23 protein-coding genes are annotated in these 23,038 nt (G+C 63.4%); 7 read left to right on the top strand and 16 right to left on the bottom strand.

What is annotated here, in order from left to right; genetic code table 11:
- Positions 1 to 8: 8 nt before the first annotated feature.
- The 5 genes from ACF8FB_RS05990 to leuS all read right to left on the bottom strand — a co-directional run bounded on the left by ACF8FB_RS05990 (position 9) and on the right by leuS (position 6,117).
- Positions 9 to 1,325, bottom strand: a complete 1,317-nt coding sequence (locus tag ACF8FB_RS05990; RefSeq protein ID WP_392511121.1) for a lytic murein transglycosylase — start codon at positions 1,323 to 1,325, stop codon at positions 9 to 11.
- Between the two features lie 60 nt (positions 1,326 to 1,385).
- The gene (gene arfA, locus ACF8FB_RS05985; RefSeq protein WP_003249747.1) at positions 1,386 to 1,550 is read right to left on the bottom strand and encodes an alternative ribosome rescue factor ArfA; all 165 of its coding nucleotides are present in this window, start codon (positions 1,548 to 1,550) and stop codon (positions 1,386 to 1,388) included.
- 216 nt (positions 1,551 to 1,766) lie between these two features.
- Positions 1,767 to 2,804 (bottom strand): DNA polymerase III subunit delta, encoded by a 1,038-nt coding sequence (holA, locus tag ACF8FB_RS05980; RefSeq protein ID WP_014592530.1) that lies wholly within the window; start codon positions 2,802 to 2,804, stop codon positions 1,767 to 1,769.
- Positions 2,805 to 2,843: 39 nt separating this feature from the next.
- Positions 2,844 to 3,449: an LPS assembly lipoprotein LptE gene (lptE, locus tag ACF8FB_RS05975; protein WP_020193850.1), complete on the bottom strand. Its 606-nt coding sequence runs from the start codon at positions 3,447 to 3,449 to the stop codon at positions 2,844 to 2,846.
- Positions 3,450 to 3,510: 61 nt separating this feature from the next.
- The gene (leuS, locus tag ACF8FB_RS05970; RefSeq protein WP_004576918.1) at positions 3,511 to 6,117 is read right to left on the bottom strand and encodes a leucine--tRNA ligase; all 2,607 of its coding nucleotides are present in this window, start codon (positions 6,115 to 6,117) and stop codon (positions 3,511 to 3,513) included.
- 227 nt (positions 6,118 to 6,344) lie between these two features.
- Here leuS and ACF8FB_RS05965 point away from each other — a divergent pair, with 227 nt between their 5' ends.
- Both ACF8FB_RS05965 and ACF8FB_RS05960 read left to right on the top strand, forming a co-directional pair.
- On the top strand, positions 6,345 to 6,659 hold the full coding sequence (locus tag ACF8FB_RS05965) for a hypothetical protein (protein WP_010955411.1): 315 nt from the start codon (positions 6,345 to 6,347) through the stop codon (positions 6,657 to 6,659).
- A 134-nt stretch (positions 6,660 to 6,793) separates the two neighbouring features.
- On the top strand, positions 6,794 to 7,555 hold the full coding sequence (locus ACF8FB_RS05960; RefSeq protein ID WP_392511120.1) for a YdcF family protein: 762 nt from the start codon (positions 6,794 to 6,796) through the stop codon (positions 7,553 to 7,555).
- A gap of 146 nt (positions 7,556 to 7,701) precedes the next feature.
- Here ACF8FB_RS05960 and lnt read toward each other — a convergent pair whose 3' ends face one another.
- The 4 genes from lnt to ACF8FB_RS05940 are packed head-to-tail and all read right to left on the bottom strand — an operon-like array spanning position 7,702 to position 11,557.
- Entirely contained in the window at positions 7,702 to 9,219 is a 1,518-nt protein-coding gene (lnt, locus tag ACF8FB_RS05955; RefSeq protein WP_019437045.1) for an apolipoprotein N-acyltransferase, read from the bottom strand.
- An 8-nt stretch (positions 9,220 to 9,227) separates the two neighbouring features.
- Positions 9,228 to 10,067, bottom strand: coding sequence for an HlyC/CorC family transporter (locus ACF8FB_RS05950; RefSeq protein ID WP_003249762.1), 840 nt, complete (start codon positions 10,065 to 10,067; stop codon positions 9,228 to 9,230).
- A 25-nt stretch (positions 10,068 to 10,092) separates the two neighbouring features.
- Positions 10,093 to 10,566 carry an rRNA maturation RNase YbeY gene (gene ybeY, locus ACF8FB_RS05945; RefSeq protein WP_392511119.1) on the bottom strand — a complete coding sequence of 158 codons (474 nt, stop codon included), beginning with the start codon at positions 10,564 to 10,566 and terminating at the stop codon, positions 10,093 to 10,095.
- On the bottom strand, positions 10,559 to 11,557 hold the full coding sequence (locus tag ACF8FB_RS05940; RefSeq protein WP_014592526.1) for a PhoH family protein: 999 nt from the start codon (positions 11,555 to 11,557) through the stop codon (positions 10,559 to 10,561). Before ACF8FB_RS05940 ends, ybeY begins: the two co-directional genes overlap by 8 nt.
- A 232-nt stretch (positions 11,558 to 11,789) precedes the next feature.
- Here ACF8FB_RS05940 and ACF8FB_RS05935 point away from each other — a divergent pair, with 232 nt between their 5' ends.
- Entirely contained in the window at positions 11,790 to 12,116 is a 327-nt protein-coding gene (locus ACF8FB_RS05935; protein WP_003249769.1) for a DUF1820 family protein, read from the top strand.
- A gap of 3 nt (positions 12,117 to 12,119) precedes the next feature.
- Here ACF8FB_RS05935 and ACF8FB_RS05930 read toward each other — a convergent pair whose 3' ends face one another.
- The 4 genes from ACF8FB_RS05930 to ACF8FB_RS05915 all read right to left on the bottom strand — a co-directional run bounded on the left by ACF8FB_RS05930 (position 12,120) and on the right by ACF8FB_RS05915 (position 15,644).
- Entirely contained in the window at positions 12,120 to 12,665 is a 546-nt protein-coding gene (locus ACF8FB_RS05930; RefSeq protein WP_004576914.1) for a tetratricopeptide repeat protein, read from the bottom strand.
- A gap of 244 nt (positions 12,666 to 12,909) precedes the next feature.
- Positions 12,910 to 14,193: a glutamate-1-semialdehyde 2,1-aminomutase gene (hemL, locus tag ACF8FB_RS05925; protein WP_010955406.1), complete on the bottom strand. Its 1,284-nt coding sequence runs from the start codon at positions 14,191 to 14,193 to the stop codon at positions 12,910 to 12,912.
- A 16-nt stretch (positions 14,194 to 14,209) separates the two neighbouring features.
- A complete protein-coding gene (gene thiE / locus ACF8FB_RS05920) occupies positions 14,210 to 14,833 on the bottom strand; it encodes a thiamine phosphate synthase (protein ID WP_004576913.1) in 624 nt (207 codons plus the stop codon).
- A gap of 13 nt (positions 14,834 to 14,846) precedes the next feature.
- Positions 14,847 to 15,644 (bottom strand): hydroxymethylpyrimidine/phosphomethylpyrimidine kinase, encoded by a 798-nt coding sequence (locus ACF8FB_RS05915; RefSeq protein WP_010955404.1) that lies wholly within the window; start codon positions 15,642 to 15,644, stop codon positions 14,847 to 14,849.
- A gap of 265 nt (positions 15,645 to 15,909) precedes the next feature.
- Here ACF8FB_RS05915 and ACF8FB_RS05910 point away from each other — a divergent pair, with 265 nt between their 5' ends.
- Positions 15,910 to 17,898 (top strand): sensor histidine kinase, encoded by a 1,989-nt coding sequence (locus ACF8FB_RS05910; protein WP_392511118.1) that lies wholly within the window; start codon positions 15,910 to 15,912, stop codon positions 17,896 to 17,898.
- A gap of 8 nt (positions 17,899 to 17,906) precedes the next feature.
- On the opposite strand, the gene ACF8FB_RS05905 is transcribed toward ACF8FB_RS05910, so the two are convergent.
- Positions 17,907 to 18,032 carry a diguanylate phosphodiesterase gene (locus tag ACF8FB_RS05905; RefSeq protein WP_196250024.1) on the bottom strand — a complete coding sequence of 42 codons (126 nt, stop codon included), beginning with the start codon at positions 18,030 to 18,032 and terminating at the stop codon, positions 17,907 to 17,909.
- A 75-nt stretch (positions 18,033 to 18,107) separates the two neighbouring features.
- Here ACF8FB_RS05905 and ACF8FB_RS05900 point away from each other — a divergent pair, with 75 nt between their 5' ends.
- From ACF8FB_RS05900 to ACF8FB_RS05890, 3 genes are all read left to right on the top strand, one after another.
- Positions 18,108 to 19,760 carry an acyl-CoA dehydrogenase family protein gene (locus tag ACF8FB_RS05900; RefSeq protein WP_392511117.1) on the top strand — a complete coding sequence of 551 codons (1,653 nt, stop codon included), beginning with the start codon at positions 18,108 to 18,110 and terminating at the stop codon, positions 19,758 to 19,760.
- 105 nt (positions 19,761 to 19,865) lie between these two features.
- On the top strand, positions 19,866 to 21,329 hold the full coding sequence (gene amn, locus ACF8FB_RS05895) for an AMP nucleosidase (protein ID WP_014592520.1): 1,464 nt from the start codon (positions 19,866 to 19,868) through the stop codon (positions 21,327 to 21,329).
- A 6-nt stretch (positions 21,330 to 21,335) separates the two neighbouring features.
- Positions 21,336 to 21,968, top strand: a complete 633-nt coding sequence (locus ACF8FB_RS05890) for a pseudouridine synthase (protein WP_049586600.1) — start codon at positions 21,336 to 21,338, stop codon at positions 21,966 to 21,968.
- 35 nt (positions 21,969 to 22,003) lie between these two features.
- Here ACF8FB_RS05890 and ACF8FB_RS05885 read toward each other — a convergent pair whose 3' ends face one another.
- Positions 22,004 to 22,207 (bottom strand): DUF2788 domain-containing protein, encoded by a 204-nt coding sequence (locus ACF8FB_RS05885; protein ID WP_003249787.1) that lies wholly within the window; start codon positions 22,205 to 22,207, stop codon positions 22,004 to 22,006.
- A 53-nt stretch (positions 22,208 to 22,260) separates the two neighbouring features.
- Positions 22,261 to 22,737 carry an Lrp/AsnC family transcriptional regulator gene (locus ACF8FB_RS05880; RefSeq protein WP_003249795.1) on the bottom strand — a complete coding sequence of 159 codons (477 nt, stop codon included), beginning with the start codon at positions 22,735 to 22,737 and terminating at the stop codon, positions 22,261 to 22,263.
- Positions 22,738 to 23,038: the final 301 nt, after the last annotated feature.

Genomic DNA, 23,038 nt, shown 5'->3' with positions numbered 1-23,038 from the left:
CGAAATGCCTACTGCTGCCGCAGGCTCTCAAGCAGCTTGTGGGTCGGGTAGCCATCCGCCGGCCATCCCAGCCCTTGCTGGGCATTGCGGATTGCCTTGCGGGTATTGGCCCCGATAATGCCATCGGCATTACCCGCATCATGCCCGCGGCTGTTCAGCAAGTTCTGCAACTCCATGCGCTCGGTGCGGCTGAGCGGCAGGTCCTCTTTCGGCCAGCTGCCGGCAATGAAGCCCCAGCCGCTGAAGCGATCCCCGAGCAGGCTCACCGCCAGGGCATAGGACGACGAGTTGTTGTATTTGAGGATGGCGCGGAAGTTGTCCAGCACCAGGAACGCCGGGCCGCGTGCACCGGCCGGCAGCAGCAGGGCGGCAGACAGCTGGTTGCTACCTGCCGGCAGCTGGGTACCCGCTGGCAGTTTCACGCCCATCGCCAGCCATTCACTCACCGGTTTGCGCAGTGCACCATCGGCCTGCCAGAAGTCGAAGCCGGCCGGCACCTGTACCTCGAAGCCCCACGGTTGGCCGCGTTTCCAGCCCGAACTCTGCAGGTAGTGCGCTGTTGAGGCCAGGGCGTCTGGTGTGCTGTTCCAGATGTCGCGGCGGCCATCGCCGTCGAAGTCCACGGCATGGGTGTTGTAGGTGGTCGGGATGAACTGGGTCTGGCCCATGGCGCCGGCCCACGAGCCACGCATGGCTTCAGGCTGGATGTCTCCGTGCTGGATGATCTGCAGCGCGGCAATCAGCTGATCCTGGGCGAACTGTGGGCGGCGGCCCTCATAGGCCAAAGTGGCCAGCGAGCGGATCACCGACTTGCTGCCCTGGAACTGGCCGAAGTTGCTTTCCATGCCCCATACCGCGACCAGCACCTGGCGGTCCACGCCATAGCGTTGCTCAAGGCGAGTCAGCAGCTCGGCGTTCTGCTCCAGCAGCTTCTTGCCGATGCGCACACGCAGGGGCGACAGGGCGCCTTCGAGGTATTCCCACACCGGGCGGGTGAACTCCGGCTGGCTGCGGTCTGCCTTGATCACGTCCAGGTCGGGGGTGACACCGAGGAAGGCGCGGTCGAAGGTGCTCGGCGAAATGCCGGCTTGCAGGGCCTGCTCGCGGAAGCCCGCTTGCCATTGGGCGAAGGTTTGCAGGGGCTGGATGTCAGTGCTGACGTCGGGCGTTGCGCCGGGCACGGTCACCACGGGATTGGGTTGGGCAGGGGCCAGCGGCAGCGCGTCGGCGGCGGTGGGCTTTTCCGCACAGGCCACGAGCAGAATGAAGCTGGAGGCCGCGATCAGCTGGCGGGTTTCCCAGCGGGGGATAAGACGGAAGAGCATGCACAGATCCAGAGTTGCAGGTCAGGTGACGACCATATCATGCCTGCGCTTGCGATGCTTTCATGCAGCCAAAAAGTAGGAAGCCTCCCAATCTCTCGATTGGAAGGCTTCGCGGCGGTAGCTGCCTTTGCCCTTGTTCGGTTGTTCCTGGCGGCAGCGGAACAGTGGCTGGGCAACGATGGACTTGGCCTTGTTGGGGCCGTGCTTTTTCGGCTTTTTGCTCATGGTGGGCTTCCCGGGTTGGGTGAGTTTCGGGCGCACTGTAGGCCCCCCGAAGGGTGGGGGCCAATTGATTGTGTATATGGTCGAGGCGCTGGTGCCTATGTGTAGGAGCGGGTTTACCCGCGAATACGGTGGCGGCGGCAACGATGAACGGTGGGTGGAGATTGATTAGCAGGTCCGGCCTATTCGCGGGTAAACCCGCTCCTACGACGGCCGCAGTTACTCGGGAGGGAGGGCCAGGCGCTGGCCAGCCATCAACAGCGACAGCCGCGCCAGGCCAATCCACGGCGAACCTTCAGCCTGCCCTTTGATCTGCGCATCGATTCGCTGGGCATCCTGCAGCAGTTGCGCCCAACGCTGCGCCGAGAGGCGCTGCAGGGCCTTGCTGACCAGCGGTCGGCGTTTGTCCCAGATGGGCGGGCGGGCCTGGCTGAACGCTTTGTCCAATGGCACGCCTTGGCTGAACTGCTGGGCTAGCCCCGCCAGTTGGCGCAGCTCACGGGCCAAGGCCCAGAGGATGACTGGCGGCTCCACACCTTCACCGCGCAAGCCTTCGAGCATACGCAGGGCATGCGCAGCCTCGCCGTTGAGAATGGCATCGACCAGGCCGAAGACATCGAAGCGGGCACTGTCGGCGACGGCAGCCTGTACGGTTTCCACGGTGATCTGGCTGCCTTCGGCCAGCAGCTTGAGTTTTTCGATTTCCTGCGCGGCTGCCAGCAGGTTGCCTTCCACGCGCGCGGCAATCAGGTCGACGGCATCACGCTGGGCTGACAGGCCGGCCTGTTGCAGGCGCTGGTTGATCCACTGCGGGAGCTGGTGCACATCCACCGGCCAGATCTGGATGAACTGGCAATGGGTGCCTTCGATCAATGCCTTGCCCCACTTGGTCTTCTGCGCACTGCTGTCGAGCTTGGGCAGGCTGATCAGCAGCAGCGTGTCTTCGGCGGGGTTGGCGCAGTATTCCATCAGCGCAGCGGCACCCTTGTCACCGGGCTTGCCCGAGGGCAGGCGCAGTTCCAGCAGGCGGCGCTGGGCGAACAGCGACAGGCTTGCACCGGCCTGGAGCAGGGTGCCCCAGTCGAAGTTGGCGTCGGCACTGAATACCTGGCGTTCATCGAAACCTTGCTGACGCGCGGCATTGCGGATGGCGTCGGCGGCTTCCTGGCACAGCAGCGGGTCGTCGCCGCTGACCACGTAGACCGGTGCCAAGGCGCCTTGCAGGTGCTTGTTGAGTTGGGCGGGGGCAAGTTTCATGGGGAACAGGTGGGGCGCCCGAGGGCGCCCCTCGCGGGCTTAGTTGCCCGGTACTTCCAGTGGCGATTGCTGAGGCGTCTCGGCTTGCTGGCGGCGGGCAGCCTCCAGCGCGGCAGCTTCGGCTTGGGCGCGCTCGTCTGCTTTACGCTGCAGCTCATCCAGTTGGGACGGGGACAGCATCTGCAAACGTACGACCATGGCGTTGACCAGGTCGCGGCGCATTTCTTCGCGGGCGCGTTTGGCTTCCTGCTCGGAGCCGGTGATGTTCGAGCCGTCACGCACGTAGACCTTGCGCACCTCCAGCTTGTCGCTCATCAGCTCCAGGTTGTTCAGGCCCAGGATGCTGTAGTCCAGCTTGGTGGTCAGCTCGTACTCGGCGGTACGGTTGCCGCTGTTGTAGGTCGCCGAGCGCTCGCGCTCCTGTTCGTTGGTCAGCACCAGGCGATACGGTGCGCCGGCGTGCACGTTGACGCCGCTACGTTCCAGCACTTCACGCAGCTGGAGCACGGTCGGGCCATAGGCATTGCGCGCGCTGACGTCCATTTCCTTCACGCTCAGCTCGGTGGCGCCGGTGCCGCGCAGCTGGAAACCGCAGGCGCTGAGCATGACCGCCAGGCCGATTACCAGCAAATTGCGTTTGATCATGTTGTTGCTCCCTTTTGGGCCTGTTCCGCCCACCCGCAATCGATGCGGGTGGGCGTTTTCATCAGTTGGCGACGATGTTGACCAGCTTGCCCGGTACCACGATGACCTTGCGGATGGTCAGGCCATCGATGAAGCGCAGGACATTCTCGTTGCTGCGGGCAGCGGCTTCGACTTCTTCGCGGCTGGCAGCGGCAGGCATCTCGACCTGGCCGCGCAGTTTACCGTTGACCTGAACCACCAAGGTAATGGAGTCCTGCACCAGCGCCTGTTCGTCGACGCTTGGCCAGGCGGCATCGATCACCGAGCCTGCGTGGCCCAGGTGCTGCCACAGCGCGTGAGAGATGTGCGGAGTGATCGGCGCCAGCAGCAGGGTGACGGCTTCCAGGCCTTCCTGCAGCAGGGCGCGGTCCTGTTCGGTGGCTTGCGGGGCCTTTTCCAGCACGTTCATCACGGTCATCACCTGGGCGATGGCGGTATTGAACTTGTGGAACTGGCCCACGTCGGTGCTGGCCTGCTTGATGGCAGCGTGAATGGCGCGGCGGATGACCTTTTGCGCGTCGTCCAGGGCGGCAACATCCAGCTTGCCTGGCAGGCCCTGGCTGACGTGAGCCTGAGCCAGGCGCCAGACCCGGCGCAGGAAGCGGCTGGCACCTTCGACGCCGGAGTCGGACCATTCCAGGCTCATGTCGGGCGGCGAGGCGAACATCATGAACAGGCGGCAGGTGTCGGCGCCGTAGGCTTCGATCATGGACTGCGGGTCGACGCCGTTGTTTTTCGACTTCGACATTTTCTCGGTGCCACCGATTTCCACCGGCAAGCCGTCGGTCTTCAGGCGGGCGCCAATGATCTTGGCTTTGGCATCACGCTCGATTTCGACATCGGCCGGGTTGAACCAGTCCTTGCCGCCGTTGCTGGCAACGCGGTAGTAGGTTTCGGCGACCACCATGCCCTGGGTCAGCAGGTTCTTGAATGGCTCGTTCGAGGTGACCAGGCCTTCGTCACGCATCAGCTTGTGGAAGAAGCGCGCGTACAGCAGGTGCAGGATCGCGTGTTCGATACCGCCGATGTACTGATCTACCGGCAGCCAGTGGTTGGCGGCTTTGGGGTCGACCAGGCCTTTGTCGTAGTTTGGCGAGGCGTAGCGGGCGAAGTACCAGGACGACTCGACGAAGGTGTCCATGGTGTCGGTTTCGCGCTTGGCCGCAGCACCGCATTTCGGGCAGCTGCATTCGTAGAATTCAGGCATGCGTGCCAGTGGCGAACCGGCGCCGTCCGGCACCACGTTCTCCGGCAGGGTGACCGGCAGCTGGTCTTCCGGCACCGGGACGTCGCCGCAGGACGGGCAGTGGATGATCGGGATCGGGCAGCCCCAGTAGCGCTGGCGGCTGATACCCCAGTCGCGCAGGCGGAACTGTGTACGCGATTTGCCCAGTTCCTTGCGGATCAGGGCCGCTTCGATGGCGTCGAAGGCGCCAGCAAAGTCCAGGCCGTCGAACTCGGCGGAGTTGATCAGCTGGCCGTGCTCACCATAGGCTGCCTGCCACTCGCTGCCGACTTCATCGCCAGCGCTGGTGCGCACCACGGCCTTGACCGGCAAGTTGTACTTGTGGGCGAACTCGAAGTCGCGCTCGTCGTGGGCCGGCACGGCCATTACCGCGCCATCGCCGTAGTGCATCAGCACGTAGTTGGCCACCCATACTGGCAGCTTCTCGCCAGTGAGCGGGTGCTCGACCAGCAGGGAAGTGGCCATGCCTTTCTTCTCCTGGGTGGCCATGTCGGCTTCGGCAACGCTGCCGCTCTTGCATTCATCGATGAATGCCTGCAACGCCGGGTTGCCCTGCGCAGCCTGGGTGGCCAGCGGGTGCTCGGCGGCGACGGCGACATAGGTGGCGCCCATCAGCGTGTCCGGACGGGTGGTGAAGACCTTGAGGGTGCCTTCGTGGCCGATGCTGGCCTGGTCGTACGGGAACTGGACTTCCATGCCGCGCGATTTGCCGATCCAGTTGCGCTGCATGGTCTTGACCTGCTCAGGCCAGCCCGGCAGCTCGTCGAGGCTCTCCAGCAGCTCGTCGGCGTAATCGGTGATGCGGAAGTAGTACATCGGGATTTCGCGCTTCTCGATCAGCGCGCCCGAACGCCAGCCACGGCCGTCGATGACTTGTTCGTTGGCCAGTACGGTCTGGTCCGCCGGGTCCCAGTTCACGGTACCGTTCTTGCGGTAGATGATGCCTTTTTCGAACAGGCGGGTGAACAGCCACTGCTCCCAACGGTAATAGTCGGGTTTGCAGGTGGTGACTTCACGTGCCCAGTCGATGGCCAGGCCCAGGCTCTTGAGCTGGGTCTTCATGTAGTCGATGTTTTCGTACGTCCACTTGGCCGGGGCGACGTTGTTTTTCATCGCCGCGTTTTCCGCGGGCATGCCGAAAGCGTCCCAGCCCATCGGCTGCAGGACGTTCTTGCCCAGCATGCGCTGGTAGCGGGCAATCACGTCACCGATGGTGTAGTTGCGCACGTGGCCCATGTGTAGCTTGCCGCTCGGGTACGGGAACATCGATAGGCAATAGTAGGTGTCTTTGCCTGGCTGTTCGGTAACAGCGAACGATTGTTGCTCGTCCCAGAACTTCTGGGCGGCGGCTTCGATATCACGGGGCGTGTATTGTTCGTGCATGGCTACTTTTGGCTGAGAGAGAAGAGACCTTGTTCCAGGCAGCGGAACCTCGCTGCGTCCGGCACTCCGGTGTCGTTTAGAGTGAACGCCGTAGCATACAGCAGCGCCGCGCATCGTGGGAAACCTTCGTTGCGAATGGCCGCTGGTCGCGGCGCACGGCTGCTTTTTGCAGCGACGCTAAGCTCAGGTGTGGGGGGAGATATTCTTACCTTCAATGAGGTGAACGGATGGGAGAGACGCAGCTACCCGCAATCAGACCGGAGCTTTACGAGCGCCTGATCGACCGGCTTGGCCTGGCACTGGAAACGGCCAGGACCTCGGTGCGATTGCGCGACGAGATGCCAGCTGAGCTTGAGTTGCGTGGCCTGAGCCACGCAGAGTTCGAAGTGATCAAGGCCTACCTGGAATCCCTTCCGGAGCGCCACAATGCCCCTGTCGGCAGTTACCCACAAGCGGAGCCGACATCGGCCAAGATCATCTGGCTCAAGGACAAGAAACGCCCCGCCAGTACGGCGAGATCCAGGACGCTGCCACATCGCTAGCCGTTCAGGACGCCAGGCGCAGGCTATCGCGCGCCGGTTCTTCACTATCACACAACTCAAGATCGACGCCGGTACGCACTTGTTGACCGGCGTCGATCCTTCTAGGCTGCACGCCTGCCAAGGAGGTGTGGCCGATGCCGATCCGATTCTTCATCAAACAATGGCTGATGCCGCCAGGCGTGCTGTTCTTGCTGCTGCTTGCGGCATGGTGGCTGCGTACGCGTCGGCCCCGGTTGGCGGTGCTTTGCTTTAGCGTAGGGCTGGGTGGCCTGTGGTTGATGAGCCTGCCGCTGGTGGTGCAGGAAACCGCCCGTGTGCTGGAAAGTGAGCCGCCGCTGGCCGTGAGCGACTGGGCCGGCCTGGCGAGCCGGGCGGATGCCATTGTGGTGCTGGGCGCCGGGCGCGAGCGCGGGGACCCGGCCTGGGGTGGCAGTGACCAGCCCACGGCCACGGCACTGGAACGTATGCGCTTTGCCGCGCGGCTGGCCAAGGCCTCGGGCCTGCCAGTGTTGACCAGTGGTGGGTTGCATTACGGCACGCCGCCCAGCGAGGCGAGGCTGATGGCGGAACGCTTGCATGAAGATTTCGCTGTCGAGGTGAAATGGCGCGAAGAGGCCAGCCGCACGACCTGGGAAAATGCTCAGCTGACGGCCAAGGTGCTGCAGCCTTTGGGATTTCGCCGGGTGGTGCTGGTGACCCAGGCCTGGCACATGCAGCGCTCACGCTGGAGTTTTGAACAGGCGGGGTTCGAGGTGGTGCCGGCGCCGGTGGGGTTCCTTGGGCGCGATCATGCGCGGCCGTTTGGCGGGCTGCTGCCAGAGAGCCGGGCGATGTGGCAGAGCGGGCAGTTGTTCAATGAAGTGGTGGGGTTGGTGGGGTATCGGGTGTTCTACTGATTCACCGGCTTACATAATCCCCTGTAGGACCGGGCTTGCCCGCGAAAGGGCCTGCCCTGCTGGCCAATCTCCACCCGCCGTTCACCGTTGCCGCGACTACCGTATTCGCGGGTAAACCCGCTCCTACAGTGGCCGCGTATCGCCAGTCAGACGGTTTTTGCAATACGCCCTGCCAGCAACGCCCAGCCCAGCAGCAATGCACAGACAATCGCCAGCGGCCATGAGCGCCATTGCAGGTAAGGCGTCAGCTGCTGCATCGGCACCACCTCGCCATACAGCACGGCCTGCTGGAACTGCGGAATCTGCGTGGTAATGCGGCCAAACGGGTCGATCAGCGCGGTCACGCCGTTGTTGGTGGCGCGGATCATCCAGCGGCCGGCTTCCAGCGCGCGCATCTGCGCCATCTGCAGGTGCTGCAAGGGGCCGATCGATTTGCCGAACCAGGTGTCGTTGCTGATGGTCAGCAGCAGGTCGCTACGCGCAGCCAGGCCGGCGGCGAACTCGGGGTAGACCACCTCGTAGCAGATGTAAGGGGCAATCTGGTAGCCCTTGGCCTGCAGCAGCGGCTGGTCTTCCGGACCGCGGGCGAAGTCGGACATGGGCAGGTTGAAGAACTCGATGGCCCCACGCAGCACGTCTTGCAGCGGCACATACTCGCCAAATGGCACCAGCTTCTGCTTGAGGTAGGTGCCGTCGCCTTCGCCAGTGACGGTGATGCCGTTGTAGTAGCGGCGCTGGTGGTGCACTTCTTCACGCACCGGCACGCCCGTGATCAGCGCCGAGTGGCGCTCGGCGGCGAAGCGGCCCATCACGTCGATGTAGCCCTGGGCCTGGTCCTTGAGCACCGGAACGGCGGTTTCCGGCCACACCAGCAGGTCCACCGGCCTGGAGCTGAAGCTCAGGTCGCGGTATAGCGCCAGTTGCGCGTCGATGTGCGCGGGGTCCCATTTCAGGTCCTGCTCGACGTTGCCCTGGATCGCCGCCACTTTCAGCGGATCGCCTGCCGGAATGGTCCAGGCATGGCCCTTGAGCGCCAGGCCCAGCACCCAGGGGGCCAGCAACAGCACGCTGGCCACGGCCAGGAACGAGGGGCGGGTGCGCAGGCGGTGCAGGTTGCACAGCAGGGCGGCGGTGAGGGCGAGGCTGAAGGAAATCAGCCATACCCCGCCCAGCGGCGCAAGGCCGGCCAACGGGCCGTCCAGTTGGCTATAGCCGGCGTAGAGCCAGGGGAAGCCGGTCAGGAACCAGCCGCGGAAGGCCTCTTGCAGTAGCCAGAGGGCGGCGAAGCACAGGGCGTCGGCCAGTGGTGCTTCGTTGCGCCGTAGCCAGCGCGCCCACAGCCAGGTGGGCAGGGCGAAGAACCAGGCCAGTGCGGCGAAGAACGCCAGCAGCAACACGATTGCCAGCAGCGGCGAGGCGCCGCCGTAGGTGTTCATGCTGACGTAGATCCACCAGGTGCCGGCGCCATACAGGCCAAACCCAAACCACCAGCCACGCCACATGGCCTGGCGCGGGCTGAGCTCGCGCAGGCCAAGGTAGAGCACTGCGATGGACAGCACCGCCAACGGCCAGATGTCGAACGGCGCCAGGGCCAGGAGGGTGGAAGCACCGGCCGCCAGGGCCAGCAGGTTACCGGGCCAGCCGGGGCGGGTGATCCAACGCATGTTTGTCCTTAACGGGTGATCGGGGTCAGGCGCAGCAAGTGTATCCGCCGGCTGTCGGCGTTGAGAATACGGAACTTGTAAGACCCGATCTCAGTGGTTTCGTTGCGCTTGGGCAGGTGGCCAAAGGCGCTCATCACCAGGCCGCCGACCGTGTCGAACTCGTCATCGGAGAACTCGCTGTCGAAGAACTCGTTGAAGTTCTCGATCGGGGTAAGCGCTTTGACCAGGAAATCACCGCTGGGCAGTGGTTTGATGTAGCTGTCTTCCTCGACGTCGTGCTCGTCTTCGATATCGCCGACGATCTGCTCCAGCACGTCCTCAATGGTGACCAAGCCCGCCACGCCGCCATATTCGTCGATGACGATGGCCATGTGGTTGTGGTTGGCGCGGAATTCACGCAGCAACACGTTCAGGCGCTTGGACTCGGGCACGAAGGTGGCCGGGCGCAGCAGGTCCTTGATGTTGAAGCTGTCGCCGTTCTCCTTGAGGATCAACGGCAGCAAGTCTTTGGCGAGCAGGATCCCGAGCACATCGTCATGGCTTTCGCCGATTACCGGGTAGCGCGAGTGCGCGGCGTCGATCACCGCCGGCAGGAACTCGCGAGGCGACTGGCCGGCCTTGATGCTGTTCATCTGCGAACGCGGCACCATGATGTCGCGAACTTGCAGGTCGGCGACCTGAATGGCGCCTTCGACGATGGTCAGCGCTTCGCTGTCCAGCAATTTGTTCTGATGGGCTTCGCGCAGCAGCTCAAGCAGCTCCTGGCGGTTTTTCGGCTCATGGGCAAAAGCCTGGGTCAGTTTACCCAGCCAGGACTTCTGCCCGTTGCTCGATCGATCTTCGCTCATGGCGGTTCTCGTGATCCTTCGTGTATCAGTGTGTGATTGTGTCGGTTTCATCATCGGCATACGGGTCGGGGTGACCCAGTTCTGCCAGCAATTCCCGTTCCAGGCTTTCCATTTCCTCGGCTTCCTCATCCTCGATGTGGTCGTAGCCGAGCAAGTGCAGGCAACCGTGGATGACCAGGTGCGCCCAGTGCGCTTCCAGCGATTTGCCTTGTTCGGCCGCTTCGCGCTCGACCACCGCTACACAGATGACCAGGTCACCCAGCAGCGGGATATCGAGCAGGTCATCGGGCACATCGGCCGGGAACGACAACACATTGGTCGCGTAGTCCTTGTGCCGGTAGGTGTGGTTCAGCTCGCGGCCTTCGGCTTCGTCGACCAGGCGAATGGTCATTTCCGAGTCGGCGCTGCGCTGGCGCAACGCCAATTCGCACCAGCGGCGCAAGGCGGCGTCTTCTGGAGTGGCAGCATCCGTGACCCGTTGGATATCAAGTTCAAGCATCTTTGCCGGGCGCCTCGGGCTTGGGCTGGCGGGCTTCGAAGCGGTCGTAGGCTTCGACGATACGCTGAACCAGTGGGTGACGAACCACATCCTTGGGTTGGAAATGGGTAAAGCTGATCCCCGGAACGTCCTTCAACACCTCGATGACGTGCGCCAGGCCCGACTTGGTGCCACGGGGCAGGTCGACCTGGGTGATGTCACCGGTGATCACTGCGGTGGAGCCGAAGCCGATGCGGGTCAGGAACATCTTCATCTGCTCGAGCGTGGTGTTCTGGCTTTCGTCGAGGATGATGAAGCTATTGTTCAGGGTGCGGCCACGCATGTAGGCCAGAGGGGCGATTTCGATCACCTGGCGTTCGATCAGCTTGGCCACATGTTCGAAGCCGAGCATTTCGTACAGGGCGTCGTACAGCGGGCGCAGGTACGGGTCGATCTTCTGTGCCAGGTCGCCGGGCAGGAAACCGAGCTTCTCACCCGCCTCGACCGCCGGGCGCACCAGCAGGATGCGGCGCACCTGTTCGCGTTCCAGCGCGTCCACGGCGCAGGCTACGGCCAGGTAGGTCTTGCCGGTACCGGCCGGGCCGATGCCGAAATTGATGTCGTTGGCCAGGATTTCCTTGACGTAGCGCTGCTGGTTGAGCCCGCGCGGGCGGATATTGCCCTTGCGCGTGCGCAGCGACACGCTGACCTCGTTGACGGCCGGGTTGTCGATGTTCTCGACAGCCGACTCCTGCAGGTACAGGTGCACGGTTTCCGGTGACAGGTCGGTGGCCTTGGTCTCGCGATAGAGACGGCGCAGCAGCTGTTCTGCAGCGGAGGTGGTCCTGGGTTCGCCGATCAGTTCGAACTGATTGCCGCGGTTGCGGATCTCGATGGCCAGGCGCTGTTCGATCAGGCGCAGGTGCTCGTCGAACTGGCCGCACAAGTTGGCGAAACGGTGGGCCTCGAAGGGTTCGAGGATGAAACGATGGGGTTCTATGGGTGCGTTCAAGGTCGTTTTTAGCCGCTCGACGGCGATGGAGTTGAACTCAAGAATAACCCTTGAATGGCAGTGGCGAAAGCACTGAAACGTTCAACGGTATGTACAGGCTGTTCTGGCCTCCCCGCGGGTCAACCCGCTCCGGCAAGGGCGGTGGGGATCCTGTGGGCGTGGGTCCACCCGTGAACAGGCCAGAACAGGTATCATGCCCACCTTTTCTTACGCATGTGTTATCTGGCCGAACATGAGCAAACGCGAACCCGCCATCTATAAAGTGATCTTCCTGAACCAGGGTCAGGTCTTCGAGATGTACGCCAAGCAGATCTACCAGAGTGACCTGTGGGGCTTTCTGGAAATCGAGGAGTTCGTGTTCGGCGAGCGCTCGCAACTGGTAGTGGACCCGAGTGAGGAGAAGCTCAAGAGCCAGTTCGACGGAGTGGTCCGCAGTTTCGTGCCGATGCACTCGATTGTGCGCATCGATGAGGTGGAGCGCCTGGGCACGGCGAAGATCAGCGAGGCCAAGGGTGGAGGCAATGTGATGCCGTTCCCGATGCCAATGCCGGAAAAGTGACCTTCAGGGAAGTGGCGAGAACGGCGTGCGCCCTTCGGCGTTCTGCAGTTCGAGCAGGTACTTGCGGAAAATCTGGCCGAGCACCTGGGTGGCATGCTCCAGTTCGTCGCGGGGCATTTGCTCGGTCACTTCGTCGGCCATGTCCAGCGCATCTTCGGCGCCATTGACCGCAGCCATTTTCAGCAGGATGTAGGCCTGCACGTTGTTGGCCTTGACCCCTTCGCCATGGAAGAACATGGCACCCAGACGGTATTGGGCGTCGGCTTGGCCTTGCAGCGATGCCTTCTGGAACCAGTCCAGGGCTTTGCCCAGGTTTTTTGGCGTTTGCGTGTAGTAATACTCGCCCAGTTCGAATTGCGCCTGGGCATCCCCCGCAGTCGCCGTCTGCTCGCAGGCCTTGAGGGCGTTTGCCAGGTCTTCAGGCTGAACGTTCAAGGTGCAGCGGCCCGTCGCCGGAATCAGCAACGAGTTACCGCCCTCCGCCAGGGCCAGCAGGGGCTGAAGAAGCAACAGGCAGCCCAGGGTCAGGGCGCGGCCGGTGCGGTTCATGGGGATCGACTTACCTCTGCAAAGCTGCGGCCAATGTCTCTGGTGGCACATTATGGGATAAGCAGCGCCAACCTTACAAAGTTTTACTCGAATTTCTGCTTGGTTGGGGAAGTCAGCTGATTGTGCGTGCGTATTTATTGCCTGTGCCGGCCTCTTCGCGGGTGAACCGGCGCCTACAAGGGGGTGTCGCTTTCATGAGTGTAGGCGTGGGGTTGCTCGCGAAGAGGCCGGTACAGGCTGGCCATCACTTCAGGGCAGCAAAGGCTTTCTCAGCCGCATCCAGGGTGATCTGCAGCTCCTTGTCGCCATGGGCGATGGAGGTGAAGCCCGCTTCGAATGCGCTCGGTGCCAGGTACACGCCACCGTCGAGCATCAGGTGGAAGAAGCGCTTGAAGCGCTCGGCATCGCTGGCCATCACGTCTTCGAAGGTGACGATATCGTCGGCGCCGCTGAAGTACAGGCCGAACATGGCACCGGCCTGGGTGGTGACGAATGGCACACCAGCGGCATCGGCGCGTTGCTGCAGGCCGTCAAGCATGCGGCTGGTGTAGTCGGTCAGCTCGGCGTGGAAGCCTGGGCGGCTGATCAGCTTGAGGGTGGTCAGGCCGGCGGCCATGGCCAGCGGATTGCCCGACAGGGTGCCGGCCTGGTAGACCGGGCCGAGCGGGGCGATGCAGCCCATGATTTCACGCTTGCCGCCGAAACAGCCGACCGGCATGCCGCCACCGACGATCTTGCCGAAGGTCGACAGGTCCGGCTTGATGCCGTAATGGCCCTGGGCGCCGCCGAGCGAGACGCGGAAACCGGTCATCACTTCGTCGAAGATCAGCACCACGCCATGCTTGTCGCATTGCTCGCGCAGGCCTTCGAGGAAACCCGGTGCCGGTGGTACGCAGTTCATGTTGCCGGCCACTGGCTCCACGATGATGCAGGCCACGGTCTGGCCAACTTCGGCCAGGGTCTTCTCGACGGCGGCGATGTCGTTGAACGGCAGGGTCAGGGTGTGCTTGGCGAAGTCCGCTGGCACGCCTGCCGAGCTTGGCACGCCTTGGGTCAGCAAGCCCGAGCCGGCTTTTACCAGCAGGCTGTCGGAGTGGCCGTGGTAGCAGCCTTCGAACTTGATGATGGCGTCACGGCCAGTGTAGCCACGGGCCAGACGGATGGCACTCATGGTGGCTTCAGTGCCCGAGCTGACCATGCGCACCATTTCCATCGACGGTACGATCGAGCAGACCAGGTCGGCCATCTCGGTTTCCATGGCGGTCGGCGCGCCGTAGGACAGGCCGTGCTCCAGCTGCCTGCGTACCGAGTCCAGCACGTCCGGGTGGCCGTGGCCGAGGATCATCGGGCCCCAGGAGCCGACGTAGTCGACGTAGCGTTTGTCGTCCTCGTCAACGACATAGGCGCCTTCGGCATGCTTGAAGAACAGCGGCGTGCCGCCAACGCTCTTGAAAGCGCGGACTGGCGAGTTGACACCGCCAGGGATGTGCTTCTGGGCTTGGGCGAACAGGGCTTCGGAACGGGACATGGAAGTATCTCTCGAATCAGGATGCGAACAAGGCGTTGAAGGCGCGGGCGCGGCGGGTGACTTCCTGCGCGCTGTCGGCACCGAACAAGCCGTGGATCACCGCCAGCAGGTCGGCGCCGTGGGCGACCAACGGGGCGGCGTTGTCGAGGGTGATGCCGCCGATCACGGCGATCGGCAGTTTCACCTGGGCGCGGGCCTGCTCGAGCAGGCCGACGTTGGCAGCGGGCGCGCCCGGCTTAGTGACAGAATTGAAGAAGCGGCCAAAGGCCACGTAGCTGGCGCCTTCGCTGGCAGCCTGGGCGGCCAGTTCGAGGCTGGCGTGGCAGGTGGAGCCGATGATTGCCTGACGGCCGAGCAGTGCGCGGGCCGGGGTCAGCGGGCCGTCGGTCTGGCCCAGGTGCACGCCGACACCCAGGCGGGCGGCCAGTTCGGCGTCGTCGTTGATCAGCAACTGGGTGCCGTAACGCTCGCAGAGCTTCATCAGCCCTTCGGCTTCACGCAGGCGGCGCGCAGCATCGTCGCTCTTGTCGCGGTACTGCAGCAGACACACGCCGCCTTCCAGGGCCGCCTCGACATGGGACAGGAAACGGCCGGCGAGCAGCTGGCTGTCGGTGATGGCGTACAGACCGCGTAGCTTCATTGAAGGCCTCGTATCAGGAGCAGAAGTCCAGGGGCAGGCGGCGCGGCACGTATTGGCCCTTGCCCAGTTGCTCGGCGTCACGCAGGGTGCGCCAGGTGTAGTCCAGGGCGGTGCGCACGGCGCTTTCCAACTGCTCGCCGAGCGCCAGGCGGCCGGCCAGGGCGCTGGCCAGGGTGCAGCCCGAGCCATGGTAGCTGCCCGGCAGGCGCTGGCAAGTCCAAGTGAAGTGCTGGCCGTCCTGGGTGTACAGGCGGTTGTGGATTTCGTCTTCGTCGCCGTGACCGCCGGTAATCAGCAGGTGTCTACAGAACGGCAACAGTTTCTCGGCACATTCGTCAGCGGTGCCCTCGGGCAGTTCTGCGAGGATGCGTGCTTCGGGCAGGTTCGGCGTGGCGATGGTCGCCAGCGGCAGCAACCGTTCACGCAGGGCGTAGCCCACTTCGTCCTTGCCCAGGCGGCCACCGCCACCGGCACGCAGCACCGGGTCGCAGACCAGCGGCAGGTGAGGGTGGGCGGCCAGCAGTTCGGCGACGGTGTCGACCATCTCGATCGAGCCGAGCATGCCCAACTTGACGGCGGCCACCGTGGAGTCGGCCAGCACGGCATTGGCCTGGGCCAGCACCCACTCGCGGTCGAGCACGCGGAAGTCGGAAACGTTGACGGTATCCTGCACGGTCAGGGCGGTCACTGCAGGTGCAGCGTGGCAGCCTTGGGCGATCAGGGCTTCGATATCTGCCTGCAAGCCGGCGCCGCCACTGGGGTCGTGGCCGGAGAGACAGAGGACAACGGGGCGGGAGCTGTAGGTATTCATGGTCGGCGAGCTTACCACCAAACCTGTTTGGGCGGATCGTCCGACAAACGAGTTTTACTGATCGATCGGTCAGGTTATTGATTGGTTTTCTATTGAAAGCATTGATTTAGAGCCTTTTCTTTGTGTTTTTATGTGGCCGATTGCCAGGTTGTGAGGCTATGCTAGAGTGCTCGGATAACTCGATAAACGGGTTCTGCAGGATCACGTCGTCTCAAACGGATGGGAGGCTACCGCGACGCGACCGGACAGGCCATGCTGGGGCTGTATGCGCTATTTGCTGATTGTGCTTCTGGGTTTGCTGCCCGTGCTGGCCGGAGCGGTCGATTTCGACGACGCTACCCGGCATCTTCCACTGGGCAAGGCCATGCAGGTTTATGAAGACCCCGATGGCAATGCCAGCATCGCTCAGGTCAGTGCCCCCGGTTTCGCCCAACACTTTCAGCCCCACCATGAGGATGTGCTGAACGCCGGTTACTCCACCTCGGTGTTCTGGCTCAAGGTAGAACTGCGCCCCACTGCCGCGCCCAACGCTGCCCCGCGGTCATGGCTGCTGGAGTTGGCCTACCCGCCGCTGGATCACCTCGAACTGTATTTGCCTGACAGCAGCGGCTTGTACCGCCTGGCGCAGCGCACCGGCGATGCCTTGCCCTACGACAGCCGGCAGATCCGGCAGAACAACTACTTGTTCGAACTGCAACTGCCACCTGGCAAGGTGACCACCGCGTACCTGCGGCTGCACAGCCAGGGTTCGGTGCAAGCGCCGCTGGCGTTATGGTCCCCTGAAGCCTATCTGGAAGAGCAGCCCACGCGCCTGTATGTGCTGGGGATGATCTACGGCGTGTTACTGGTGATGCTGGTGTACAACCTGTTCATCTACCTCAGCGTGCGTGACGTCAGCTACCTCTATTACATCCTTTACATAGCTTCGTTCGGCCTTTACCAGGTCTCGGTGAACGGCGCCGGTGTAGCCTATTTCTGGCCAGACAGCCCTTGGTGGGCGAACGCCTCCACGCCTTTGTTCATTGGTGCAGCCGGGCTGTTCGGTTGCCAGTTCGCCCGGCACTTCCTGCAACTGGGCAGCCTCAACCGTGGCTTCGATCGCCTGTTGCAACTGCTGATGCTGGGGGGGGCGCTGGTCATGGTACTGGCGGTGAGCATGCCTTACGGCATTGCGCTGCGCATGGCCACGCTGCTGGCGCTGCTGTTCACCATAAGCGTCTTCAGCGCCGGCCTGTATGCCTGGTGGCGCGGCTTGCGAGTGGCGCGCTGGTTCATCATCGCCTGGACGGCGTTCCTGCTTGGCGGACTGGTCAACACCTTGATGGTGCTGGGCTACCTGCCGAACGTGTTCATCACCATGTACGCCAGCCAGCTGGGTTCGGCCTTGGAAGTGGCCTTGCTGTCGCTGGCACTGGCCGACCGCATCAACAGCCTGCGCGAGCAGCAGGCACAGACCTTGCGCGACACTGGGCGTACGCTGGAGCAACTGAACCTGCAACTGGCCAGGAGCAATCGCCTGAAGGACGAGTTCCTGGCCAGCGTGACTCATGAGCTGCGTACCCCGATGAACGGAGTGATTGGCTCGCTCGAGCTGATGCACACCCTGCCGATGGGGGCTGAAATGGCTCAGTACCATCACACGGCTGTGGGGTCTGCCCAAGGCATGATGGATATGGTCGATGCCATTCTTACCCTGTCCGAACTGCAGGCCGGCCGCCTGCGGGCGCAGCCGGCACCGTTCAGCCTGCGCGCCCTGTTGCAGGGTTTGCGCGCCGGTTATGCCGGGCAGGCGCTGGGCAAAGGCCTGTACCTGAGCCTGGACATTCCGGCCGACCTGCCGGACGGGTTGCTCGGTGACGGGCAGAAGCTGGCGCACTGCCTGGGTTGCCTGGTGGACAACGGTTTGAAGTTCACTCATCAGGGCGGTGTGATGATCCAGGTGCGCGGCCGCCGGGTGGGGCCGGATGATCTGGCGTTGACCTTTACCGTCAGCGACAGCGGTATCGGTTTCGATGATCTGGAGCAGTCGATCCTGTACCAGCGGTTCTTCCAGGTCGACGGTTCGATGACCCGGCGGTATGGCGGTTTGGGGATTGGGTTGTCGATTTGCCGGCAGATGGGGGAGTTGCTGGGGGCCAGATTGGCGCATGAATCGACGCGCGGGCTGGGCAGCCGCTTCGAGTTGAGTTTGAATGTCGCGATTTCGCAGGTGCAGATGAGCCCGAACCTGCTGCAGGTGAGGCGCTCGCTGTAGGAGCGGGTTCACCCGCGAAAGGGCCGGGTCTGCTGGCCGATATCCAGCCGCCGTTCACCGTTGCCGCCGCCACCGTATTCGCGGGTAAACCCGCTCCTACGCGCGCGCACGCCTGCAACCACACGTTTAGTCATTAATACCCCTTTGACTACCCCGCAAGCAGTGCTTCACTGGGTCTCTCAAGCCTACCCGGATCCAGGAGCCCCCCGATGAGCCTGCACCAGTACGCTGAAACCCACGAAGTCACCAACCAGCCGCCGCCGCTCGACGGTGCCAACCTGTACCGCCTCGACCTGCCCTTGCAAGAATGGTCAAGGCGTTTTGGCGCGGGCTGGGCCGAGTCGCGGATCGACGCCTATGGTGCCCTGGCCGGCGGCCCGCTGATGCAGGCAGGCTTCCTGGCCAACGCGCACAAACCCGAGTTCAGCAGCCACGACCGCTATGGCCATCGCATCGACCTAGTCGAGTTCCACCCGGCCTACCATGAGCTGATGCGTACCGCCGTCGAACATGGCCTGCCTTCTTTACCATGGGCCGAACCCCGTGCTGGCGCCCATGTTGCACGGGCGTCGATGACCTACCTGCACAGCCAGGCCGAGGCCGGCACCGGTTGCCCGCTGACCATGACGTTTGCCGCCGTGCCGGCATTGCGCCTGCAGCCTGAGCTGGCTGAATACTGGCTGCCGAAGGTCCTTGCCTGCGAATATGACCCGCGCAACATTGGCGACCGGCACAAGGCCGGGGTCACCCTGGGCATGGCCATGACCGAAAAGCAGGGCGGCACCGATGTGCGCGCCAACACTACCCGGGCCTATCCGGTCGGTGCGCCGGGCCCGGGGCAGGCTTATGAGCTGGTTGGCCACAAGTGGTTCTGCTCGGCGCCGATGTGCGACGCTTTCCTGACCTTGGCGCAAACCGAAAAAGGCCTGAGCTGCTTCCTGTTGCCGCGCCACCGCCCCGATGACAACCGCAACCAGTTCTATATCCAGCGCCTGAAGAACAAGCTGGGCAACAGCTCCAACGCCTCCAGCGAGGTGGAGTTCCGCGGTGCGCTGGCGTGGATGATCGGCGAAGAGGGACGCGGCGTGCCGACCATCATCGAGATGGTCGCCATGACCCGGTTCGACTGCATGGTCGGCTCCAGCGCACTGATGCGCCAGGCGTTGACGCAGGCGGCCCACCATTGCGCGCATCGCAAGGTCGGCGGGCGGGTGCTGAACGAGCAGCCATTGATGCAGAACGTGCTGGCCGACCTGGCCCTGGAAAGCGAGGCTGCGCTCGCCCTGAGCTTGCGCATGGGCCAGGCGCTGGAGCAACTCGACGACCCGCAACAGGCGCATTTTGCCCGGCTGGTCACGGCGGTGGGCAAGTACTGGATCTGCAAACGTGCGCCGGCCATGATCAACGAGGCCGCCGAATGCCTGGGTGGCGCGGGTTATGTGGAAGACAGCATTCTGCCACGGCTGTACCGCGAGGCACCGGTCAACTCGACCTGGGAGGGCTCGGGCAACGTGCAGTGCCTGGATGTGCTGCGGGCCTTGTCCAAGGAGCCGGGCGTACTCGATGCACTGTTTGTCGAGCTGGGTGACGGGCATGGCGACCCGCGCCTGGCGGCGCATATCGGCAACCTCAAGGGGGCGTTTGCCGACACCGGTGACATGCAGTACCGCGCGCGGCAACTGACCGAGGATATTGCCCTGGCGTTGCAGGCCAAGCTGCTGCTGGAGGCCGGGAATGCAGACGTCAGTGATGCGTTTATCGGCAGCCGCTTGGCCGGTGGTGGCCGGGTGTACGGGGCGCTGCCGCGAGGTGTGGATGTGATGGCATTGGTCACAAGGGCTACGCCTGCCTGGCCGCTGTAGCAGCGGGCTTGCCCGCGAATGAACCCAACACCGATCAATGGGGGTGTATTTAACCAAGAAGGCAGGCAAGATGGATCACATGCATGTCCAGACAGGAAGCACAGTGTGAGCCACGCTTTTGTAGTCGTTGATACCCCCGAACAGGCCGTCGACCGTCTGGCGGCCTTGCATGAACAGGCCACAGGTGCCCTTAGTCAGGCCCTGAAGCGTTACCTGAAGGACCGTACCGAGCCCGATACCGATGAGCGCGACCTGTTCCGCTACCCGGCACTGCGCCTGACCTACTACAGCCATGGCGAAGTCGCCGCCACCACCCGTGCCTATGCCAAGGTCCAGGTTGCCGGCACCTACAGCGTCACCGTCACCCAGCCCGCTGCGTTCCGTGGCTACCTGCTTGAGCAACTGCGCCCGCTGATGCATGACTACACCGTTACGGTAGAAGTCGGCGTCAGCGAGCAGAACATCCCTTATCCCTATGTGGTCGACCAGGGCGACGAGCTGGCCGGTAGCGGCATTACCGCTGCCCAGCTGGCGCGAGTGTTCCCCAGCACTGACCTGTCGGCGGCAACCGACAACATCGCTGATGGCCTGTACGACTGGGACCGTGCTGAAATCATGCCACTGGCGTTGTTCGATGCCGCGCGCGTCGACTTCTCGCTACGCCGCCTGGTGCACTACACCGGCAGCGACTGGCGCCATGTACAGCCGTGGATCCTGCTGACCAACTACCACCGCTATGTCGACCAGTTCATCAGCCATGGCCTGGAACAACTGCGTGACGACCCGCGCTTCGTGCGTATGGTGCTGCCGGGCAACGTCGTGATCGAAAAGGGCATGGACCATGGCGAAACCCAGGCCCTGGTGGCCAGCGTGGTCTGGCACCGTTACCAGATGCCGGCGTACCACCTGATCGCCGCCGACGGCGATGGCGTTACCTTGGTCAACATTGGTGTGGGCCCATCCAACGCCAAGAACATCACCGACCACCTGGCCGTGCTGCGCCCGCATTGCTGGCTGATGATCGGTCACTGCGGCGGCCTGCGGCAGTCGCAGACCATCGGCGACTACGTGCTGGCACACGCCTATATGCGCCGTGACGGCATTCTCGACCGGGTCGTGCCGCCGAATATCCCGATCCCGGCCCTGGCCGAAGTACAGATGGCCTTGCAGGAGGCCGCCGCTCAGGTCACTGGCGAGCGTGGCGAGCAGTTGAAAAAGCGCCTGCGCACCGGCACCGTGCTGACCTACGACGACCGTAACTGGGAGCTGCGCTGGGCCCAGGAACGCCCGCTGATCAACCTGTCGCGTGCCGTGGCGGTGGACATGGAAAGCGGCACCATTGCTGCCCAGGGCTACCGTTTGCGCGTGCCTTACGGCACCTTGCTGTGTGTGTCCGACAAGCCGCTGCACAGCGAGATCAAACTGCCAGGTTCGGCCAACGCCTTCTATAACCGGGCGGTCAGCCAGCACCTGAAGATCGGCATTGCCGCCCTCGACCTGCTGCGCACCGAGCTCAACTCGCTGCACTCGCGTAAACTGCGCAGCTTCGATGAGCCGCCGTTCCGCTGAGGATTCATGTCACTGCCACCCCGTAACAAGCCGCGCCGCCCTCAGGCGCGGCCTGCCGCCGGCCCGCGTCGTCAGGCCAAGGCGCCACCCGCCGAGCCGCGCCTGATCCTGTTCAACAAACCGTTCGACGTGCTGACCCAGTTCAGCGACGGTGAAGGGCGCGCGACGCTCAAGGACTTCATCGACATTCCGGGCGTATACCCGGCCGGGCGGCTGGACCGCGACAGCGAAGGCTTGCTGTTGCTGACCAACGATGGCGGGTTGCAGGCGCGGATTGCCGATCCGAAGCACAAGCTGGCCAAGACCTACTGGGTGCAGGTGGAGGGTGAACCGAGTGACGAGCAGTTGCAGCGCTTGCGTGATGGCGTTGAGCTGAACGATGGGCCGACCTTGCCGGCTGAGGCGCGGCGCCTGGAAGAACCCGAGCTGTGGCCGCGTAACCCGCCGGTACGGTTTCGCAAGAGCGTGCCGACCAGCTGGCTGGAACTGGTGATTCGCGAAGGGCGTAACCGCCAGGTGCGGCGGATGACGGCAGCAGTGGGCTTGCCGACCTTGCGCCTGGTGCGCGTGCGCATTGGTGACTGGGCGCTGGATGGGCTGGAGCAGGGTTGCTGGCGGGAGGTCCCTGCCAGGCTTTAGTTCAGGTCAGGGCCCGCGAATGGCCCTGAAATGTTTTATACGCCTTCCAGAAACCCCACCACCACGCTTTTGATGATGAAGGCCAGCACCCCCAGGCCCAGCACGAAGAACAGGATCAGCGTCCCGAACTTACCCGCCTTGGACTTTTTTGCCAGGTCCCAGACGATGAAGCCCATGAAACCGATCAACACGGTGACCAGGATGATCATCATCCATTCTTCGAATACGGCGGGATCCATCGGTGTTCTCCAGGCGGGTTGAGCGTCCGATTATACGTCGGCTGGGCAAGCAATTAACGCAGGTGGGTCAATGGCAGCTCGGTGCTGGCCAACACCTGGTTGAGCACGAAGCTCGAGCGCACGCTGGTGACGCCTTCGATACGGGTCAGGCTGCCTAGAAGCAGTTTCTGGTAGTGGTCCATGTCCGGCACCACCACTTTCAACTGATAGTCGGCATCCATGCCGGTGACCAGGCTGCACTCGAGCACCTGTGGCAGGTTGCGGATGGCGGCCTCGAATGTTTCAAAGCGCTCCGGGGTGTGGCGGTCCATACCTATCAACACATAGGCGGTCAGGCTCAGGCCCAGCTTCTTGCGGTCGAGCAGGGCCACCTGGCGCGAGATATAGCCGTCGTCCTCCAGTTGCTTGACCCGACGCGAGCATGGCGATGGCGACAGGCCGATGCGTTCGGCCAGTTCCTGGTTGGAAATGCGCGCATCGCGCTGCAATTCGGCGAGGATGCTCAGGTCGTAGCGGTCAAGTTTGCTCATGGCATTTGCCTTTTCTGTTCGGATTGCTGCGAATTATCAATCCAGGGTGAAAAATTGCGCAAGTGCTATTTATCTGAGCAATCTTCGCAATCCTCTGTCGCAACCCGTCCGGTATCTTTATCACCAGAATCACTGCCCGGACATCAGTCCACGGCGACGCGCCCTAGGCGGGCGGTCGCGGCCGGCCATCCAACAGGATCTGCAGGCCCCCGGGCTACACACCCTCCAGAAGACGGTGTGAGGTGAGCCGGCGCCACAAGTGCCGAGCACGGACGACAATTCCTGAAGGGAGGCCCTGTGG

This window comes from Pseudomonas sp. yb_2, assembly GCF_043103905.1.
Classification (GTDB): Bacteria; Pseudomonadota; Gammaproteobacteria; order Pseudomonadales; family Pseudomonadaceae; genus Aquipseudomonas; species Aquipseudomonas alloputida.
This window is presented reverse-complemented; position numbering and strand designations above follow the sequence as displayed.

What these genes read in the sequence shown, in the direction of transcription:
- holA (WP_014592530.1), bottom strand. Translation starts at nt 2,804, where the DNA reads ATGAAACTTGCCCCCGCCCAACTCAACAAGCACCTGCAAGGCGCCTTG.
- lptE (WP_020193850.1), bottom strand. Translation starts at nt 3,449, where the DNA reads ATGATCAAACGCAATTTGCTGGTAATCGGCCTGGCGGTCATGCTCAGC.
- ACF8FB_RS05915 (WP_010955404.1), bottom strand. Translation starts at nt 15,644, where the DNA reads ATGAATACCTACAGCTCCCGCCCCGTTGTCCTCTGTCTCTCCGGCCAC.
- ACF8FB_RS05900 (WP_392511117.1), top strand. Translation starts at nt 18,108, where the DNA reads ATGAGCCTGCACCAGTACGCTGAAACCCACGAAGTCACCAACCAGCCG.
- ACF8FB_RS05990 (WP_392511121.1), bottom strand. Translation starts at nt 1,325, where the DNA reads ATGCTCTTCCGTCTTATCCCCCGCTGGGAAACCCGCCAGCTGATCGCG.
- thiE (WP_004576913.1), bottom strand. Translation starts at nt 14,833, where the DNA reads ATGAAGCTACGCGGTCTGTACGCCATCACCGACAGCCAGCTGCTCGCC.
- ACF8FB_RS05890 (WP_049586600.1), top strand. Translation starts at nt 21,336, where the DNA reads ATGTCACTGCCACCCCGTAACAAGCCGCGCCGCCCTCAGGCGCGGCCT.
- lnt (WP_019437045.1), bottom strand. Translation starts at nt 9,219, where the DNA reads ATGCGTTGGATCACCCGCCCCGGCTGGCCCGGTAACCTGCTGGCCCTG.
- ACF8FB_RS05960 (WP_392511120.1), top strand. Translation starts at nt 6,794, where the DNA reads ATGCCGATCCGATTCTTCATCAAACAATGGCTGATGCCGCCAGGCGTG.
- leuS (WP_004576918.1), bottom strand. Translation starts at nt 6,117, where the DNA reads ATGCACGAACAATACACGCCCCGTGATATCGAAGCCGCCGCCCAGAAG.
- ybeY (WP_392511119.1), bottom strand. Translation starts at nt 10,566, where the DNA reads ATGCTTGAACTTGATATCCAACGGGTCACGGATGCTGCCACTCCAGAA.
- ACF8FB_RS05880 (WP_003249795.1), bottom strand. Translation starts at nt 22,737, where the DNA reads ATGAGCAAACTTGACCGCTACGACCTGAGCATCCTCGCCGAATTGCAG.
- ACF8FB_RS05935 (WP_003249769.1), top strand. Translation starts at nt 11,790, where the DNA reads ATGAGCAAACGCGAACCCGCCATCTATAAAGTGATCTTCCTGAACCAG.
- ACF8FB_RS05905 (WP_196250024.1), bottom strand. Translation starts at nt 18,032, where the DNA reads ATGACTAAACGTGTGGTTGCAGGCGTGCGCGCGCGTAGGAGCGGGTTT.
- ACF8FB_RS05930 (WP_004576914.1), bottom strand. Translation starts at nt 12,665, where the DNA reads ATGAACCGCACCGGCCGCGCCCTGACCCTGGGCTGCCTGTTGCTTCTT.
- arfA (WP_003249747.1), bottom strand. Translation starts at nt 1,550, where the DNA reads ATGAGCAAAAAGCCGAAAAAGCACGGCCCCAACAAGGCCAAGTCCATC.
- ACF8FB_RS05950 (WP_003249762.1), bottom strand. Translation starts at nt 10,067, where the DNA reads ATGAGCGAAGATCGATCGAGCAACGGGCAGAAGTCCTGGCTGGGTAAA.
- ACF8FB_RS05910 (WP_392511118.1), top strand. Translation starts at nt 15,910, where the DNA reads ATGCGCTATTTGCTGATTGTGCTTCTGGGTTTGCTGCCCGTGCTGGCC.
- hemL (WP_010955406.1), bottom strand. Translation starts at nt 14,193, where the DNA reads ATGTCCCGTTCCGAAGCCCTGTTCGCCCAAGCCCAGAAGCACATCCCT.
- ACF8FB_RS05885 (WP_003249787.1), bottom strand. Translation starts at nt 22,207, where the DNA reads ATGGATCCCGCCGTATTCGAAGAATGGATGATGATCATCCTGGTCACC.
- ACF8FB_RS05965 (WP_010955411.1), top strand. Translation starts at nt 6,345, where the DNA reads ATGGGAGAGACGCAGCTACCCGCAATCAGACCGGAGCTTTACGAGCGC.